Genomic DNA, 17,720 nt, shown 5'->3' with positions numbered 1-17,720 from the left:
TCTCTACGGCTATCAATGGTTATCAATTTATGATTCAACCCAAACTGAAACTGAACCACCATTACAATAAAACTCTGCCCAACCAACTTCATTGGTGTAAATTGGCTCTTGAATATGTTCAGTAATATCTATAAATTTGGCTTTGATTTTGCCAACTTCCATCCATTTACTACCTGCTGCACCATCACTCATAATTACAGCCATTGCTTTTGGATGTTCTTCATCACCTAAGCATGTCCAACCAATGGTATTAAAGTGGTCAAAATAATCATATTGATGACCATAAACATATTCCTGCCGAACAGATAAAAACTTGTCTATCAACCAACTATGTGATGGTAGGTAAATATGATAACCTTTATCATGATATTCAGCGCCATAGTAATCAGCATAAAACACGCAAGGATAGCCTTGTTGACGCAACAAAATAATTGCATATGCTAAAGGTTTAAACCAAGGCTCAACCACCGATTCTAAAGCTTGTAATGGTTGGGAGTCATGGTTTTCAACAAATGTAACTGCATGACTAGGTTTTTGCTGCATTAATGTACCATCTAAAATCTGTCGCATATCGTAGTTTCCACCCAACTTACTTGCGCGACTAAAGTTGTAGTGTAATGGCACATCAAAGACTGACATTTTCCCGGCAATTGCATCTATATACCAATGCAATGTATTAATATCAGGAGTCCAATATTCACCAACAATAAATAGTTCTTTACCAGCATATTTTTCTAATTCATCTATCCATTTGGGAAAGAACCAGGAAGAAATATGCTTAATTGCATCTAAGCGGAATCCATCGACACCTGTTGTATCGAGATACCATTTACCCCAATTAGTAATTTCAGTTTGAACCCATTGATCTTGAAAGTCTAAATCACATCCCATCAAATAGGCAAAATTGCCTTTTTCCATATCTACAAAGTCATCAAACTTTTTCCCTTCGATTAAATAAACAGTACTATTGTCACCTTCTTTATATTTGTTGTAATCTACACCATCAAAGTGCCAATAATGCCATTCAAATTGAGAATATTTTCCCTGTCTTCCAGGAAAGTTAAAGTAGGTATAGCTTTTAATCTCTTGTAAACCACCTTTAGGATTAACTCTATCATTTTGGGAAAAGGGAGTTGCTTTCATTATTTCTGGGGAATCTCCACCCATCCTGTGGTTTAATACAGCATCTGCATAGGTTTGGATTCCAACTTGGCGAAGGGTTTTAATGGCATCTAGGTATTCTTGATGAGTTCCGTACTTAGTGCGAATCGAGCCTTTTTGGTCGAATTCACCCAGATCATATAAATCGTAAACACCGTAACCGACATCATTGCCACCTGCTGCACCTTTATAAGCTGGAGGTAGCCACATGGCGGTAAATCCTTTTCCTGCTAAGTCTCTAGTTCTATATTTAAGTTCATTCCATAGGTTCCCATCATTAGGTATGTACCAATGGAAGTATTGCATGATTGTACCATTGACTTTAGGCATAATTTATGATTCACCTTCACTAGAGTTACAAATCTTACTTCAGCTTGTCGTGTCAAGATTATCACTCAAGAGAAACGAAGTTAAGCCAGTTTCGGTAAATTATGTCTTATGTTCAAAAATCCCAGCCAATTTAGGGCTGGGAGTATTTACCAAATAAAATAAAATCAGGTGATTTTAAGGAACAACTAAAACTGGACAAGGAGAAAGGTTAATCACTCGCGTGGTGACACTATCAGTTGCTCCCTCCTCTGTTAAACCCAATCCTCGGCAACCCATGACAATTAAATCTGCTCCCATTTCATCGGCAACATCACAAATTGTAAAAGCGGGTTTACCTTCACGCTCAACGGTTTCGGATTTGATACCCTGCTGCTCAAATAGACTTTGAGCATTTGCCAACAACTTGGCTACTGCTTCGACAGATTGCATGGGACTAGTTGCTTCCCCTGCTTCTTCCACTACAGAAAGTAGGATGAGACGGCTTTTGTGGGTTTCCACAACCCGAATCACCATTTCGGCAGCTTCTCTGGTTTCACGACTTTGATCTATGGGAAATAAAACTGTTTTAAACATCTAATTCACCTGTGTACCCTTGACTAGGTACAATCTGGATGGAACTAATTACAAAACATAACAAAAAAGTAATCGGGAGGTTCGTGCTGTGTCTAAAAAAACTTTAGCAAGTTTATCTGCATCTGAGTTAACTGGGAAAAGAGCATTTGTGCGGGTAGATTTCAATGTACCCGTCGAAAAAGGTGCAATTACAGATGATACTCGGATTCGAGCAGCGCTACCTACCATCCAAGATTTAACCAGTAAGGGTGCGAAGGTGATTTTAGCTAGTCACTTTGGTCGTCCCAAGGGTGTGAGTGATGATTTACGTTTGACACCTGTTGCCAAGCGACTCTCTGAGTTGTTGGGACAGGATGTAATCAAATGTGATGATTGTATTGGTGATGAGGTTGCTGCAAAAGTCGCAGCAATGGAAAATGGGCAGGTGTTGTTGTTAGAAAATGTCCGCTTCTACAAAGAAGAGGAGAAAAACGATCCTGAGTTTGCCCAAAAATTAGCGGCAAATGCTGATTTGTATGTCAATGATGCCTTTGGGACTGCACACCGCGCTCATGCTTCTACAGAAGGCGTTACCAAGTATCTTAGCCCTTCGGTGGCAGGATACTTGATCGAGAAAGAATTGCAATATTTGGAAAATGCGATCGCTAATCCACAGCGACCCTTGGTAGCTATCATTGGGGGTTCCAAAGTATCTAGCAAAATCGGTGTGATCGAAACTTTGTTAGAAAAATGTGACAAACTCATCATCGGTGGAGGGATGATTTTCACCTTCTACAAAGCCCGTGGATTGAGTGTTGGTAGCTCCTTGGTGGAAGATGACAAGATTGAGTTGGCACGCTCGTTAGAAGCGAAAGCGAAGGAAAAAGGCGTAACTTTCTTGTTACCTACTGATGTGGTTGTTGCTGATAAATTTGCCCCTGATGCTAATTCCCAAACTGTAAGTATCGAGAATATTCCCGATGGTTGGATGGGGTTGGATATTGGTCCTGATTCCATCAAGGTTTTCCAAGAAGCACTAGCTGATTGTAAGTCGGTGATTTGGAATGGTCCGATGGGTGTATTTGAATTCGATAAATTCGCTGCTGGTACCGAAGCTGTAGCTCATACCCTAGCTGATATTGGCAAAAATGGTGCAATCACAATTATTGGTGGTGGTGACTCTGTTGCTGCCGTTGAGAAAGTGGGTTTAGCTGACCAAATGAGCCATATTTCTACTGGTGGTGGTGCTAGCTTGGAATTACTCGAAGGTAAAGTGCTTCCAGGTATTGCAGCTTTGAATGAAGCGTAATTAACTAAATTTTGAGAGACGCGATATATCGCGTCTCTCAAGAAAGTGAAGTACCCCATCTTGCCTTCGGCTGAAAATGGGGCTTCCAATTTCAACTAGCACAAGGACGGTCTTATTCGTCTACGGAGTTTCCCGTCTCATTCGCAATTGCCTCCACTAGCCATCTAGCTTTTGGTCTTACACCGCGTCCACAGGCAGAACCTCGCCTTCCGCAAGGTTATAACTTTTTAGTCCTACTCGCCTTGGATTTACGGCAATAGCCAACCAGCTAGGTTTTCAGATTCCCTGAACTCTGCCGAGTACATACTTTATACCCAAAGGGTGGCCTCTTAGTCAGTCAGGTGGGTCATCGACCGATACAATTATACCAGATTGTGCGCTGGATAGAGCGCACGTTGCTATCCATCCCCAGCTTGTAGAAGCATGGGGAATTCCGCAAATTTCGTTAAATTTCTAACCTATCTTAGAGGTTCCACCACAACCTCTCTACGTAGGCTTTATCCTCCGCTAACAGGAGGAATTAACACCACCTCATCCCCATCATTCAGGGGTGTGTTAGGTTCGACAAACGCTAAATTCACACCATAGCGGGTGACATCACGCCATTTCGATAATTCAGGGTGTTCGGCAATCAAGCGATCGCATACTCCTTGAACTGGCGTATTTTCGGGAAATTGCAGTTTGATTTCTGGAACCCCATAAGCCTCTTGATAAGCCGCAAACAGTTTGATAGAGATAGTAATATCAGCTTTGAACATAACTTTTGAAAAATATTGTCGCAAAAGTCAGCTTCCTCTGACTTGATAGATATAACTCGATAAATCTAAATTTGGAGAGGGGTAGCATTGCTAACCCTCCAAATTCTCTGGGGACAATTATTCCCCGGTACCCACTTCCTTGTGACGGGATTCCCACCAAAATGTCGCACCCACAACTGCTACAACAATTAATAACGCCACGATTGCAAACTGACTAACCCAAGCTACCAATTGCTCTAGGGAAATAACTCTACCAGCAAAGAATGCTAATGTCACCATGGCACTACCCCAAGCAATTGCTCCCAGTAAGTTGTATAAAAAAAACTTCGGAAACGACATTCCCGAAATTCCCGCCAGTGGTGATGCTAGAATTCGCAATAAAGCAAAAAATCGCCCGAAAAATACGGTTTTACCCGCATTATCACTAAACTTTTCTTTAATCGCTAAAATTCTCACTTCTGATATTCGCAACAAACTGCCAAGCTTAAGTAATAAAGCCCAACCGCCAATTCTACCAATCCAGTAACCGCAAATTCCCCCTATTACCGCTCCTGCGATCGCATCACTCAAAACTAACCAGTAATTTAGTTCCCTACTACCTGCCAAAAAACCACCCACAAGGGTGACAGTTTCACCAGGAATTGGGATACCTAGGTTTTCTAACAAAATCCCGACAAAAATTGCCCAGTATCCATACTGATGAGCAACTTCTTGGATGTTTTCCAGTGAAACAAACTCCCAAGACATCCAACACCGCCACCTTTACATTTTTTTACGTTTACTATATCTTGACTGTTTTTCAGATAAGGTGTCAATCTGAGAATTTGGTATTTTTGAATACTAGTTAAGTGATGGCTCCAAATTTAGCCTTTACTCTTAAGTGGTATTACTGGTTTAAGTGTATATAATTATATATGTTTTAACCTAGATGAAATCTGATTTTGCTGCTCAAATGAAAAGGCGACTCCGATACAAAGAATTCTTAAATAAATAGTGTTCATCTATACTTAATTATTAATTAAATACATAAGTATCTAAAATCACTTGTATTATATTATCTGAATAAGCTTTAAACTTGTGAATATCCAGAGATAAAGATCAGTATTTTTTTTGATGCACAATATATATTACATGTGCAACTCTCTAAAGTTATAGATACAATATTTACTAAAAATTTATCAAAACTTTATAAATATATAGGAAAACCATAAAATTTTAGTAAAAGACACAGATGCTACTGAATTTTGTTTGTCCTTGTGTCTAATATTGGGTAGTTAAGATAATTTATACGACGTAAATACTGACGTATTTAGAGATACATATACCACTAGGCACACTTATATATTAAGCAGACTCAAATGGTATTGAAGCTACTAAATTAAGTATTTATATCGTTTTTTGTTTTTTCGATAACTACTCAATTTCTTAGTGAAAACTATGACTCTCACCCTCGAACATCAGGTTATTTTATTTCAACCCCAAGGACGCATAGACTTGGAAGGTGGTATTGCATTGAGCGAACAAATGGCTCAGGTGACACCACAAAACCATCAACTTTGGATTATTGATCTAACTCAGGTTGATTTTATGGATAGCTCAGGATTAGTTTCGTTGGTGACAGGACTCAAGTCAGCCAGACAAAGCGGTTGTCGTTTGGTTTTATGCGGAGTCCAACCACCAGTCAGATTAGTTTTAGAGCTAACTCACTTGGATTCGGTGTTTGAAATTTTCAGTTGTTATGAAGATATTTTGTAATTACTGTTGAAACAGACTTGGTTGCCGCAAGCTAGTTTGACACTAAATATTTAGAGGAAACACTTAACTAGGCTTGTAAGTCGAGTATATTCAGTTTTTAACGACTATTAATTACTACTCTTGAATTCAAGCACTCAAATTTGAGGCTCAAATTTTGAATGAATTCATGAAATAACCTGCTGTTTTCAAATATAGAAACCGAAAAAAGCCTAACACCTGTATTTTCAGCGCTTCAATCCGTAACATGGGCTACTAATTCTTGGCTAATAATTCTTGGCTAATAATACCTGGACTGTGATGGCACCCTATTCAAAGTTTTGTATTTTTGTGCTTTCCAAAAAATAACCTTATTGCTGCTAAACTTAGCAGCTATTCTTATGGGGATAGCTGTTGGAATGCTTTGACTTCAACCACTTACCCATTGGGTACTGGTGAGACATTTCCAGAAGGATTAACTAGACGCGGAAAATTGGGTAAATCAATACCGCTATGGCTAGTTGTGCGAGTTTTGAGTGCGAGACGATAGCTAACACTTTGTAACTCTGCTTGCAGTTGACGGTTATCCCGCTGGAGTGTTGTTAATTTTTCCCGAATAGGAGCCATTCGTTCCTCAAATTTTTGTCGATATATTTGGGGCAACTCTTGCACTACCTGTTCTAGCATCCGACTGCGATCGCTTAATTCCTGAACTGTTTGTCGCAGTTGATAAATCTCACCGTCACGCGCTGTAATTTGCTCCTGGTAAAAAGTTACCTGTTGTTCAACTGCTTGCAGCTGTTCGTGCAAAGCTTGCAGGTGTTTATGATGACGATCCGATGTTTCGGGTTGCGGGATAAAGTTTGTATTTCCTTTTACCAGACGAAACAATTCCTGAGATAACTGCTGGACAAGCTGGTCACGCAATTGCAATTCTTGACGCAGCTTTGTTAACTCTGTTGAAAGAGTCTGAATTGTCGAGTGATCGGTTTGGCTCACAGCTATTTCATGCCCCATTTAAAATCTTTTTCACTCTAAAATATAAATATTTTAATACTTCTGAGCATTTCCACAACAAATAATGCTGAGTTTTCAGAATATTCAGTATAACTACTTATTTATTCGTTGGCAGATAGTTAGATTGGGTAAAAATTTGTTTTCAACTACCTTTTTACATACATTGGACAGTATTTGGCAAGTTATTGATAATTTAGCATGGGTCACTGACATATAACTTGTGGGTATTAATATCCCCAACTCCTTGAAGGAGTCGGGGATCTCAGGTCACTGTAGAATTCAAATGGCTTTAAGCTTACGCTGTTACAGCTTCTTCCGATTCAGATTTTTCTTCTTTAATCTCTTGCTTAATAGTCATGTAGCGAATCACATCTTCGGTAAGACGCATGGCTCGTTCCATGGGGGCAATAACCGCACCGGGTCCTTGATAGTTCATTTGAATGTAAATACCATCACGGTGTTTACCAATTTCATAAGCTAGGCGACGTTTGCCACGATTTTGAATTTCAATATCAAAAGCACCACCCTCACGGATTTGGGTTTCGTACTTGCTGACTATTTGCTCAACCTGCTCGTCTCCCAAATCGGGGCGCAGGATATACATAGTTTCGTAAACTGTTTGCATTGTCTGTTGTGTCTCCTTACGGACAAAATGGCTGCCAAGAATTTATTGTTAGAGGCGCTGAGATATTTACGCGAAGTTGGGCTGATTTGGAATCCTCGAAAGGCTTTTGTCAGTTCGCTAACTCTTAACCCACACAAGTGGCAACAAGGAATTATAATCTTACAACAATTCCCGTACAAAGCCCACATATACTAGTAACGCTTCCAACTTACACATAGAAACTAGCCAAATATGACGATTTTTACAAAATCATTACTAAAATTGCTTCACAATCACATAGGAAAATTAATTTAGTGATTGGGTAACTCCTCACTCTCTCAACTGGAGTGATCATCAAAATTAATGCTTATAGTTATAAAAAATGTTATAGGCTATGTTGACAAACAAATACTTGTGAAATCTCTCTGAGGTCATAGGACTCCAGAAACCTTTCAGGTAAACTCAGTCATAAATTTTCATTGTTTTGTGTACTTGTAAATTATCTTAAACTTTAAATATATAGGCTATTTACACTTTTCAGCTTTGTGATTGCAGATTAAGGATACTAATTACAGCTATGGCACAGCGCTTCGTGCGAGTTCAAAACCAAGAGGGAAAAATTTACTACGGCTTGCTTCAGCTATCGTTGAATGTCCAAGCGCTGGATGCACCACCTTGGTTACAAGGACAGCCTACCGAGATATATTTGGAGCCAGATAGCTACCAATTACTTGCTCCCTGTTCTCCCTCGAAAATTGTGGCAGTAGGTAAGAATTATGCTGATCATGCTGCCGAGATGGGAACTGATGTCCCTCAGGAACCACTGATTTTCCTTAAGCCTGCTACTTCTGTAATTCCTTCGGATGGTGAAATTATTTACCCAACCCAATCACAGCGAGTAGATTATGAAGGAGAATTGGCACTGATTATTGGAGAGCGTACAACTTGCTGTACTCCGTCTGAAGCTCATGGGAAAATTTGGGGTTACACTATTGCCAATGATGTAACTGCAAGGGATTTACAGCGCCGTGATGGTCAGTGGACGCGGGCTAAAGGATTTGATAGTTTTTGTCCTTTGGGTCCTTGGATCGTCCGAGAATTAAATCCTGGGGCAAGATTACAGACGTTTTTGAACGATGATCCAACTCCCGTGCAATCGGCATGTATCGATCAAATGGTGTTTGCACCAGATTATTTGGTGTCTTATATTAGCCAGGTGATGACACTCTTACCAGGAGATGTGGTTTTAACAGGGACACCTATGGGAGTAGGAGCTTTAAGTTTAGGCGATCGCGTCCGCGTAGAAATCGAGGGAATTGGTCGTTTGGAAAATACTGTAATTGCCAGGTAACTTTTTGATTAAGTTTGTTTAACAGGATTTGGGAGGTTTACGGTGTCGGATGACCCCGCAAACCTTCCTTGTTAAATTCCCGTTAGAAAACAGACTCATTACTCATCACTTATCACTTATATGGAGATATGCAGAGTTAGGCTGGAAATAGTCTTTATCTAACTTGCATATACACAGCTTCGGAAATTGCCGGAATTTCGGCATATTTTCCCCGCGCACATTGAAAAACTGAATAACCAACCGCTGCAACAATTCCCAAGAAGATAGTGCTGGATAATGTTTCTAGGGCGAAAGCTCCGTTGGGTATAGCACCTAACAACCTTAATATCAGACCGAAAACTAGCTGTACAAGGAAAATGACTATATCCAAAAGCAGGGCTTGCATTGTATTGAAGCGAATAAAATGATTGATGCGCTCATTACGGATCACAAATGCAAATAGAACGATGAAAAGCACTAAACTACCCAATCCTAAGGGAAGTATACTGCGATAAATGTTTGCCAGGATAATTAAAGGCGTGAGAACTTCACGTAAAATAGGAAAGCTTTTAACTAGGGGCACGGCAAAATCTAAAACTTCCATTAAGGGAAGTAAATAAGGCAAAGAAGCATAAATTCTGTCAGGAATTGTTGTTGTACCACGCCAAGTCATAGAATATTCTCCAAAAATTTAAAATTAAGGTTGTATTTCTTTTAGAATAACGCAGTTACCAATCCATGGGATTGACCCAACTGCTTATATCATGTTTTAGTGCGTGTTGTATGAAAACACTAGATTTTTTAATCTATTTTGGCAATACAAAATCCCATAGCGCATTTATATAATTCTGGTTGCTGATTGCTAACTTTAGTGAACTGACAAAAGCCATTCTGGCATCCAAGAAACAGCGCTGGCGCTATCGCATGACCACAACAAAGCTTACCAGAACGCCAACGTGGTTCTCCGCTGCTGTCAGCAAGTACGCAGGATTGACAGACTTGTTTGGGAGTTAGGATGTAATTATCGGTTAAAATCACTAACATATAATTCCCCCCTCTATAAATATTTGTTTTAATTAGTTGCAGTAATTGGTAATTTCAGTTCTCAATAAAACCCGAAACGCACAATACTTGTTTTTTGACAAGGTAAGCTTGCATCCCAATAATTCAAATTATATTGTCTTTACTCAAAAAATATCAGTCTAGAAGTAAAAAATAATACATTTATTGTGATCTTAAACTAGATGAATTTAGTCATAGTTATGGGTGAAATGCAGGAAAAGAACGTTATCATAATTAACGCACTCGGTTTTGGTTGCATTTAAGCCAGATGAAACCTCAACATCGTAGTTGCCACAAAATTGCTAAATTCCATAGGGCATAGTTCTTGTGACTAAGACTAATTCAGATTTTCTAGCAACTTCCGATTATGCGATCGCACAATTAATCAATCAAGAACTTGGTCGTCAGCAGGATCATTTAGAATTGATTGCTAGCGAAAACTTTACATCAGCCGCAGTTCTTGCTGCTCAAGGTTCGGTACTCACCAATAAGTATGCTGAGGGTTTACCCGGCAAACGTTATTATGGTGGTTGCGAATTTGTCGATAAAATCGAACAATTGGCAATAGATCGGGCTAAAGAACTATTTGGTGCTGCTCACGCTAACGTTCAACCTCACTCAGGTGCTCAGGCAAACTTTGCTGTATTTCTAACCCTCCTAGAACCAGGTGACAAAATCATGGGGATGGATTTGTCCCATGGTGGACACCTCACCCATGGTTCCCCTGTAAATGTTTCCGGTAAATGGTTCCAAGTTTGTCACTACGGAGTCAGCCAGGAAACCGAACAGCTAGACTACGAGCAAATCCGAGAGCAGGCGCTTAGGGAGCGTCCTAAGCTCATAATTTGCGGTTATTCAGCTTATCCTCGAATTATTGATTTTGCCAAGTTCCGTAGTATTGCGGATGAAGTGGGTGCTTATTTGTTAGCAGACATTGCCCACATTGCAGGTTTAGTTGCCACAGGTTTACACCCTAACCCAATTCCCCATTGTCATGTAGTGACAACAACCACCCACAAGACCCTCCGGGGACCCCGTGGTGGTTTGATTTTGACAGCCGATGCCGAATTAGGTAAAAAATTAGATAAATCGGTTTTCCCAGGTACCCAAGGCGGTCCATTAGAGCATGTAATCGCCGCCAAAGCAGTAGCCTTTGGCGAAGCCCTCAAACCAGAGTTTAAAATCTATTCAGCCCAAGTAATTGAAAATGCCCGTGCATTAGCCGCTCAACTGAAAAATCGCGGATTAAAAACAGTATCAGATGGAACCGATAATCATTTAATGCTCGTAGATTTGCGGAGTATTGGCATGACAGGTAAAATCGCTGATCAATTGGTCAGCACTGTAAATATCACGGCAAACAAAAACACAGTTCCCTTCGACCCAGAATCGCCATTTGTTACTAGTGGACTACGGTTAGGTTCACCAGCAATGACAACACGAGGTATGGGAGTCACAGAATTTGGGGAAATCGGCAATATTATCGCCGATCGTTTGCTCAGTCCAGATTCTGAGGCAGTAACAGCCGACTGTAAACGTAGGGTTGCGACATTATGCGATCGCTTCCCGTTATATCCCCATCTAGCAGTTGCCGCTCACGCGATCGCTTAAGCGTTTAAAAGCTAGTTGTTACGCACCCAGATCCTTGACTTCCACAAGAAGTCGGGGATCTAAACCTCACTCCCTCTCTTCTAACTCCTTCCCAACTTATGAGTGCAGAAATTATTTGCGTCGGTACAGAATTATTATTAGGTGATATTCTCAATAGCAACGCTCAATATCTCGCCCAGGAGTTAGCCAAACTAGGCATTCCCCACTATCATCAAACTGTAGTTGGTGATAATGTCCAACGCATCAAGCAAGTTATTGACATTGCTATCAATAGAGGTGCAAAAATCCTCATCTTTACAGGAGGACTTGGACCAACACCCGACGATCTCACCTGCGAAACCATCGCCGATTACTTCAGTTCTCCCCTCATTGAACGTGCCGATATCATCGAAGATATCATGCAAAAACACGCAAATCGCCGACTGGTCATGACATCCAGCAACCGTAAACAAGCACTAATTCCCCAAGGTGCCGAAATTCTCCCCAACCCCACAGGTACCGCACCCGGAATTATTTGGCAACCAAACTCCGATATTACCCTTTTTACCTTTCCTGGTGTACCCAGCGAAATGCGCCGCATGTGGCAAGAAACAGCCGTTCCTTACCTAAAAAATCAAGGTTGGGGCAAAAACATCATCCACAGCCGAATGTTAAAGTTTCGCGGCATTACTGAATCAGCTTTAGCGGAAAAAGTCGCCTCATACCTGAATCTACCTAACCCAACCGTGGCACCCTATGCCAGTAAGGGAGAAGTAAAATTACGTGTTGCCGCTCAAGCCAATTCTGAAGTAGCAGCCGAAGCATTAATCGATCCTGTTGCCAAACAACTCCAAGAAATTGCTGGACTAGACTACTATGGTGCTGATAATGACACGTTAGCCTCCGTAGTAGGGGAACTATTACGCCAAGCAGGTCAAACCCTTTCTGTTGCCGAATCCTGTACAGGTGGTGGATTAGGGGAAATGCTCACCGAAATACCTGGCAGTTCCGATTATTTTTGGGGTGGTATAATATCCTACGACAACTCAGTCAAAGAAAGACTTTTGGGAGTTAACCCCGATGACTTAGCAAAACACGGTGCAGTTAGCGCTATCGTTGCCGAACAAATGGCATTGGGTGTAAAAACTAAAATTGGAACTAGTTGGAGTTTGAGCATCACAGGTATTGCTGGACCAACTGGAGGAACAGAAACTAAAGCAGTGGGGTTAGTTTACATCGGTTTAGCAGCACCCGACGGTACTGTGGAAAGTTTTGAATATAACTTTGGGGCAATTAGAGGACGTTATTTAGTTCGTTATTCCAGTGCTTCTACTGCTTTGGATTGTCTCCGACGTAAACTACAGCTATTTTCACGTAACTAGTACGTCAAGGCAGTAGTGAGTAGGCAGTAGGCAGTGGGGGAAAGCCGTTTATTACTCAGCCTTTCATGGTCAAATAATACCGTATGATCCTGGTGCGTTACGGCTATCATTGGTTCACATACCCAAATCCTCACATAGCCGTAACTTTAGAACTTAACCCTCCGTGAAACAGTTCCAGAACTTTGTACCAAGAATCGATGGCAGCTTCCCGGTTCAAATTTGGATGTTTTGTTAAAAATGGATATTTATCAAGAAAGAATCCAGTAAAAAAACCGTGTCCTGCGTCGTATCTAAATACACGATGATTGATTTTATGTTTTTCTAGTTCCGCTGCAATTTTTTGATTTTCTTCCTGTGAAACCAATGTATCTTTAGTTCCAAAAAAGCAATAGATAGTGCCTTTAATATTCTGGGTTCGATTCAACGTAGGAATCTCTTCTCCATAACTAGAAGTTGTAATTCCACCACCATAAAACGAAGCTGCAACTTTAATATCAGGTAAAGTTGCAGCCATATAAGCAACATGACCACCGAAACAAAAGCCAATGCAGCCAATGGAATTAATTTTTAGATTTGGTAAGTTTTTGAGGTAGGAAATTGTTGCTGCAATATCGCTTAATATTTCCCCATATTTGACCTGTTGATAATATTTTAATCCCAATTCATAGGCTTGTTGGCTGTAACCAATATCCGCTTCACTCAAGCCAAATTCAAAACCGGGAGCATTACGTTGGTACATCGCTGGGGCAATAGCAATATATCCTTGTTTGGCAATTAATTCGGTGATATCTCGAATATTTCCATTCACGCCAAAGATTTCATGAAACACGATAACTGCACCAGAATTTATACTTTGAATTGGTTGAGCGAGATAGGCATCGATTTCTAATTTGTGATTGGGTATTTTAACTGTTGCTGTTTGAATTTCGATATTTTTCATCAAGCTGCATAGCCTAAACTAAGAAATCTGCTTATAACTATTTACAGGTAAATTCGTGCGATATTTAACATCAATTAACGATTTATATTCGCCTTTGCGCTGTCTTTCCCTAACGATTTTTTCGGCGATTACAGCATCTAAACCACAATCAATTAATTCCTGAACTGTATATGTATTTAGTCTTCTCCAAGAAGAGTCAGCTTCTTTTCTGTAGTTATAACTAAAAACTAGCATTGACGAAACTTTAGCTACAGTTTTTTCTGGAATTCCAGCAATTTCACTCAATTCTTCTATGTGGGTAAATATATATCCTTCGTTTTGTAATGACTCGACGTTATTTGCATAAACGATGGGAATACCTAACATTACTAAATCATTTTTAGTGCATTCGTTAATATCAATTTTATCACGATTGTTAGCTATTATTTTGGCTAATTCTGGCTCGTGGGGAATTGGTAAAGTTTTGGGATATGTTTTTGCTAAAAATCTTTTTTTCAAATAGACAGATAGTCCTATTTGACCCATCCAGATAAAAGATGTTAAACCACTACTAGATAATAACAAGGAAGCACCTGTGATTCCTATCCCTACAGCTATCCATCCTTTAGTTTTTGATTTATAACCAGCATAACTTATTGCCAAACCACCAAATACTGGAATTGCAGAAAGCCATACCCAACGGGGTGTTTGCTGAAACCAAGATGATTGCGACACGATAAAACCAACTTTATTTTTACAAAGATTTCAAAAGTTTCTGCCGCTTTTCTTCATATTCTTCTGCTGTAATTACGCCAGATTCAAACAATTTTTTTAAATCACCTAAAGCCCTTGTGGCATCTTGGGCAGATATTGCACCACCACTATAACCACTACCACTTATCCCGTTATTGTACTGTCTGTTGAAATCTTCGTCAGACATTAATAGAAGAATAAAAAACTCAACAAATGCGATGATTGAAGGTACAAAAGTCCAACTCAATAATAGATATACAATTCCAGCACCAGTTTGTCCAAGATAGAATTTATGAACGCCTAAACCACCCAGAAAAAAACATATAATTGTAGCTGTTCCCTTACTCTTCATTGCCTACTCCTGTTTACTTATTTAATAATGTATGGTCGTTACTGAAGATGAAATGATATAATTAATTATTATTTAATGATGATCTGTAGGCTCAGACTTGGTTTTTAGTTTACCAGTTATGAATAAAATTGCCAGTATTGCGGTTTGGCACTCTAGCAATGTAAAATATCCCCTAAGTAGATAATTCGTATTTGCTAATGAGTTAAAGTAAAAAATTGCTATTCCGATAGCTGCGTATGGCATCAAACCGAAATAAGACTTTAACTTTGCACTTTTCTGTTTTGAAATTCTCATATTTACTACTAACTGAATAGAGTCACAATGCCTTCACCATAACTTGTGATTTGGGCTACCACTATTACGATTTTTGAGAAAATCATTAAAATTAATGTATGAGTTAATGTTTAATATTACAAACTAAGCTTGATAACAGGACGCTGCTGGCAATTCAAATTTTTGATCAAACTTGGCACTAACCCTATTATTCAGAATATAGTATTCAAGCTTTCGATTTTGGAGATAATACCCCAGATGCGGTGTCGGACTTGCATATTTAGTTATTCAACCTAAATTAAGGAAAATTAATATATACATATTAATTGCGATTACAAGTTACCTACACGATCATACAATATTTTTGCGTGTTGTGTCAAAGTAAACTATCAACAGATCAGCTTTGAAATCTATCTTTGATGATAATATCGATTATTGGGAAATTCCAGTATTAACAACTGAATTTCATAAAAGTATAATTAAAATATATTTTAAGCTGTGAGTGGGTAGAGCGGGTTGTCCATTAAGCGCTAGGCTAGTGAACGACCATTGCCTGAATATACAATAGATGAATTAATTATTAGTCTGTGAATCAAACAACATTATCCACATCAGTACCAGTTCAGAATTCGGCGCGATCGCAATATTACCCCATCAGTGTCGCACCAATGATGGATCGTACTGATCGTCATTTTCGCTACTTTATGCGGCAGATTACTCAGCATACTTTGTTGTATACCGAAATGGTGACAACTGCGGCGATTATTCATGGTGACAGAGAACATCTTTTAGGCTTTTCCCCGGAAGAGAAACCGCTAGTTTTACAGGTTGGTGGTGATAATCCCCAAGAATTGGCGAAGTGTGCGCGAATTGCCGAAGATATGGGTTATGACGAAATTAATTTGAATGTTGGATGTCCCAGTAGTCGGGTACAGGATGGCAACTTTGGTGCTTGTTTGATGATGCAACCGGAAAAAGTGGCTGATTGCGTAGCTGCAATGGTTGCTGCTGTGAATATACCAATTAGTGTGAAGCACCGGATTGGAGTGGATGATGTTGATAGCTACGAAAATATGGCTGCGTTTGTGAATGCGATCGCGCTCTCAGGGTGTAAGGTATTTAATGTCCATGCTCGTAAGGCTTGGTTAAAGGGATTGAGTCCCAAGGAAAACCGGGATATTCCCCCTTTGCGTTACGCTGATGTCCATCGTCTCAAAGCTGATTTTCCTGACTTATTTATCGAAATTAACGGCGGCTTGACAAATTTAGCACAGGTACAGGAACAGCTAGAGTCAGTTGATGCTGTGATGATTGGACGTGCGGCATACAATAATCCGTATCTTTTCTCACAGGTAGATTCGCAATTTTACGGTGATGAAAATATCCCTAGAACACGTCATCAGGTTGTAGAAGCAATGCTTCCCTACGTTGATAAATGGACTGCTAAAGGTTTGAAGCTACATAAAATTACTCGTCATATGTTGCAGCTATTCGCAGGGAAACCAGGAAGTCGTGCATGGAAGCAATACATAACGGAACATTCTTGTCGTGGTGCGGGAGATTCTCAAGTTTTGGTTCAAGCTTTAGCTTTGGTTCCTAGCACCACATAAAATCTATGTAGACTGTGTTTAGACGCGATATATCACGTCTGTGGATTTTCAAGTTTTTCCCAATCTAATAGAATTTTCTGCGATTCACGACAAAGTATGTCGTGAAATTCACCACTACTTGCTAGTAAACCACCCCATTGACTGACATCACCTGTGTTGTACTGTAGTGGTGTCAAATCCAAATGCGTGTATTTTCCCCCCGCTTCTGTGAGGATTAATTCCGGTGCGGCAATATCCCAATCTTTGGGTGCTGATTTTCCAGAAATAGAGATGTAAACGTCGGCTTGATGTTCAATCATATTCACTATCTTACAACCGATACTACCGACTGATTTATGATTTTGACAAGGCAGGTTTTTAAGTAAATATTCTAGTTTTTCAGTCCGATGAAAACGACTAACAAGAACTATTAAGTTTTCGATTTTTTGGGATGTTGATATTTCAATTTTTTGAATTTTGCCGTCGCTGGTTTCAACGAATGTACCGCCGTTAAGTGTGGCATAATAGATTTTGTCTGTTTCGGGAATTGCAATTAATGCTAATACTGGACGATGGTTCTTGACGAGGGCTATATGAATTGCATATTCGCCTGTTTTGTCGATGAAGTCGCGGGTTCCATCTAAGGGATCAATGATCCAAACGTATTCTTGGGTTAGTTGTTGTTGTTGATAGTTTTCTTCGCTGACGTAACCAAAGTCTTGGTTTTTGAGTTGGGATTGTAGTTGTTGTATTAGGTAGTTGCTAACTGCTATGTCGGCTGCTGTAACTGGATCTTCGCCTTTGTATTCTATGTCTAGTTGGGTTTTTTGATAGTATGATTTGAGGATTTTGGCGGCTTCCCAAGTTATGGGACGTGCTATTTGAAGGATTTGTTGGAGGTTTTGCATTTGGGAGGGGGAATATAATATTTTTAACGCAGTGGGGCGCGGAGGTAAGCGCGGAGGGGCGCAGAGTAATATGGAAAGAAGAAGGAGAGAAGAAGGAGAG

General features: G+C 39.9%; 18 protein-coding genes. 6 read left to right on the top strand and 12 right to left on the bottom strand.

Features of this window, described 5'->3' with window-relative positions:
• Positions 1-27: 27 nt before the first annotated feature.
• Together CAL6303_RS15730 and CAL6303_RS15725 are read right to left on the bottom strand one after the other, a co-directional pair.
• Positions 28-1,491: an alpha-amylase gene (locus CAL6303_RS15730; protein WP_015198801.1), complete on the bottom strand. Its 1,464-nt coding sequence runs from the start codon at positions 1,489-1,491 to the stop codon at positions 28-30.
• 174 nt (positions 1,492-1,665) lie between these two features.
• On the bottom strand, positions 1,666-2,064 hold the full coding sequence (locus CAL6303_RS15725) for a universal stress protein (protein ID WP_015198800.1): 399 nt from the start codon (positions 2,062-2,064) through the stop codon (positions 1,666-1,668).
• Between the two features lie 88 nt (positions 2,065-2,152).
• Between CAL6303_RS15725 and CAL6303_RS15720 the strand changes: the two genes are divergently transcribed.
• Positions 2,153-3,352: a phosphoglycerate kinase gene (locus CAL6303_RS15720; RefSeq protein ID WP_015198799.1), complete on the top strand. Its 1,200-nt coding sequence runs from the start codon at positions 2,153-2,155 to the stop codon at positions 3,350-3,352.
• A 497-nt stretch (positions 3,353-3,849) separates the two neighbouring features.
• Here CAL6303_RS15720 and CAL6303_RS15715 read toward each other — a convergent pair whose 3' ends face one another.
• Both CAL6303_RS15715 and CAL6303_RS15710 read right to left on the bottom strand, forming a co-directional pair.
• Positions 3,850-4,110 (bottom strand): MoaD/ThiS family protein, encoded by a 261-nt coding sequence (locus tag CAL6303_RS15715; protein WP_041739659.1) that lies wholly within the window; start codon positions 4,108-4,110, stop codon positions 3,850-3,852.
• Positions 4,111-4,227: 117 nt separating this feature from the next.
• On the bottom strand, positions 4,228-4,857 hold the full coding sequence (locus CAL6303_RS15710) for a DedA family protein (protein ID WP_015198797.1): 630 nt from the start codon (positions 4,855-4,857) through the stop codon (positions 4,228-4,230).
• A gap of 690 nt (positions 4,858-5,547) precedes the next feature.
• On the opposite strand from CAL6303_RS15710, the gene CAL6303_RS15705 reads away from it, so the two are divergent.
• The gene (locus CAL6303_RS15705) at positions 5,548-5,865 is read left to right on the top strand and encodes an STAS domain-containing protein (RefSeq protein WP_015198796.1); all 318 of its coding nucleotides are present in this window, start codon (positions 5,548-5,550) and stop codon (positions 5,863-5,865) included.
• 414 nt (positions 5,866-6,279) lie between these two features.
• Here CAL6303_RS15705 and CAL6303_RS15700 read toward each other — a convergent pair whose 3' ends face one another.
• Positions 6,280-6,840 carry an Npun_F5560 family protein gene (locus tag CAL6303_RS15700; protein ID WP_041740659.1) on the bottom strand — a complete coding sequence of 187 codons (561 nt, stop codon included), beginning with the start codon at positions 6,838-6,840 and terminating at the stop codon, positions 6,280-6,282.
• A 313-nt stretch (positions 6,841-7,153) separates the two neighbouring features.
• Positions 7,154-7,483, bottom strand: coding sequence for a 30S ribosomal protein S6 (gene rpsF, locus CAL6303_RS15695; protein ID WP_015198793.1), 330 nt, complete (start codon positions 7,481-7,483; stop codon positions 7,154-7,156).
• A gap of 556 nt (positions 7,484-8,039) precedes the next feature.
• Between rpsF and CAL6303_RS15690 the strand changes: the two genes are divergently transcribed.
• Positions 8,040-8,813, top strand: coding sequence for a fumarylacetoacetate hydrolase family protein (locus CAL6303_RS15690; protein ID WP_015198792.1), 774 nt, complete (start codon positions 8,040-8,042; stop codon positions 8,811-8,813).
• A 154-nt stretch (positions 8,814-8,967) separates the two neighbouring features.
• On the opposite strand, the gene CAL6303_RS15685 is transcribed toward CAL6303_RS15690, so the two are convergent.
• Both CAL6303_RS15685 and CAL6303_RS29350 read right to left on the bottom strand, forming a co-directional pair.
• The gene (locus CAL6303_RS15685; RefSeq protein WP_015198791.1) at positions 8,968-9,465 is read right to left on the bottom strand and encodes a Tic20 family protein; all 498 of its coding nucleotides are present in this window, start codon (positions 9,463-9,465) and stop codon (positions 8,968-8,970) included.
• 128 nt (positions 9,466-9,593) lie between these two features.
• Positions 9,594-9,836: a hypothetical protein gene (locus CAL6303_RS29350; protein ID WP_015198790.1), complete on the bottom strand. Its 243-nt coding sequence runs from the start codon at positions 9,834-9,836 to the stop codon at positions 9,594-9,596.
• Positions 9,837-10,181: 345 nt separating this feature from the next.
• Between CAL6303_RS29350 and glyA the strand changes: the two genes are divergently transcribed.
• Positions 10,182-11,465: a serine hydroxymethyltransferase gene (gene glyA / locus CAL6303_RS15680; protein ID WP_015198789.1), complete on the top strand. Its 1,284-nt coding sequence runs from the start codon at positions 10,182-10,184 to the stop codon at positions 11,463-11,465.
• A 98-nt stretch (positions 11,466-11,563) separates the two neighbouring features.
• Complete coding sequence (locus CAL6303_RS15675) at positions 11,564-12,826, top strand: competence/damage-inducible protein A (RefSeq protein ID WP_015198788.1); 1,263 nt, start codon at positions 11,564-11,566, stop codon at positions 12,824-12,826.
• A 130-nt stretch (positions 12,827-12,956) separates the two neighbouring features.
• Here the strand turns inward: CAL6303_RS15675 and CAL6303_RS15670 are convergent, their stop codons facing one another.
• Genes CAL6303_RS15670 through CAL6303_RS15660 form a run of 3 tightly spaced genes read right to left on the bottom strand, consistent with a single transcriptional unit; the run spans position 12,957 to position 14,850 of the window.
• On the bottom strand, positions 12,957-13,766 hold the full coding sequence (locus CAL6303_RS15670) for a dienelactone hydrolase family protein (protein WP_015198787.1): 810 nt from the start codon (positions 13,764-13,766) through the stop codon (positions 12,957-12,959).
• An 18-nt stretch (positions 13,767-13,784) separates the two neighbouring features.
• The gene (locus tag CAL6303_RS15665) at positions 13,785-14,480 is read right to left on the bottom strand and encodes a helix-hairpin-helix domain-containing protein (protein ID WP_015198786.1); all 696 of its coding nucleotides are present in this window, start codon (positions 14,478-14,480) and stop codon (positions 13,785-13,787) included.
• 19 nt (positions 14,481-14,499) lie between these two features.
• A complete protein-coding gene (locus tag CAL6303_RS15660) occupies positions 14,500-14,850 on the bottom strand; it encodes an NINE protein (protein ID WP_015198785.1) in 351 nt (116 codons plus the stop codon).
• 860 nt (positions 14,851-15,710) lie between these two features.
• On the opposite strand from CAL6303_RS15660, the gene dusA reads away from it, so the two are divergent.
• On the top strand, positions 15,711-16,733 hold the full coding sequence (gene dusA / locus CAL6303_RS15650) for a tRNA dihydrouridine(20/20a) synthase DusA (protein ID WP_015198784.1): 1,023 nt from the start codon (positions 15,711-15,713) through the stop codon (positions 16,731-16,733).
• Positions 16,734-16,765: 32 nt separating this feature from the next.
• Here dusA and CAL6303_RS15645 read toward each other — a convergent pair whose 3' ends face one another.
• Positions 16,766-17,620 carry a 3'(2'),5'-bisphosphate nucleotidase CysQ gene (locus CAL6303_RS15645; RefSeq protein WP_015198783.1) on the bottom strand — a complete coding sequence of 285 codons (855 nt, stop codon included), beginning with the start codon at positions 17,618-17,620 and terminating at the stop codon, positions 16,766-16,768.
• Positions 17,621-17,720: the final 100 nt, after the last annotated feature.

Source organism: Calothrix sp. PCC 6303, assembly GCF_000317435.1.
GTDB lineage: Bacteria > Cyanobacteriota > Cyanobacteriia > Cyanobacteriales > Nostocaceae > PCC-6303.
Note: the sequence above shows the minus strand (reverse complement) of the source record. Positions and strands in the feature narration are given on the sequence as shown.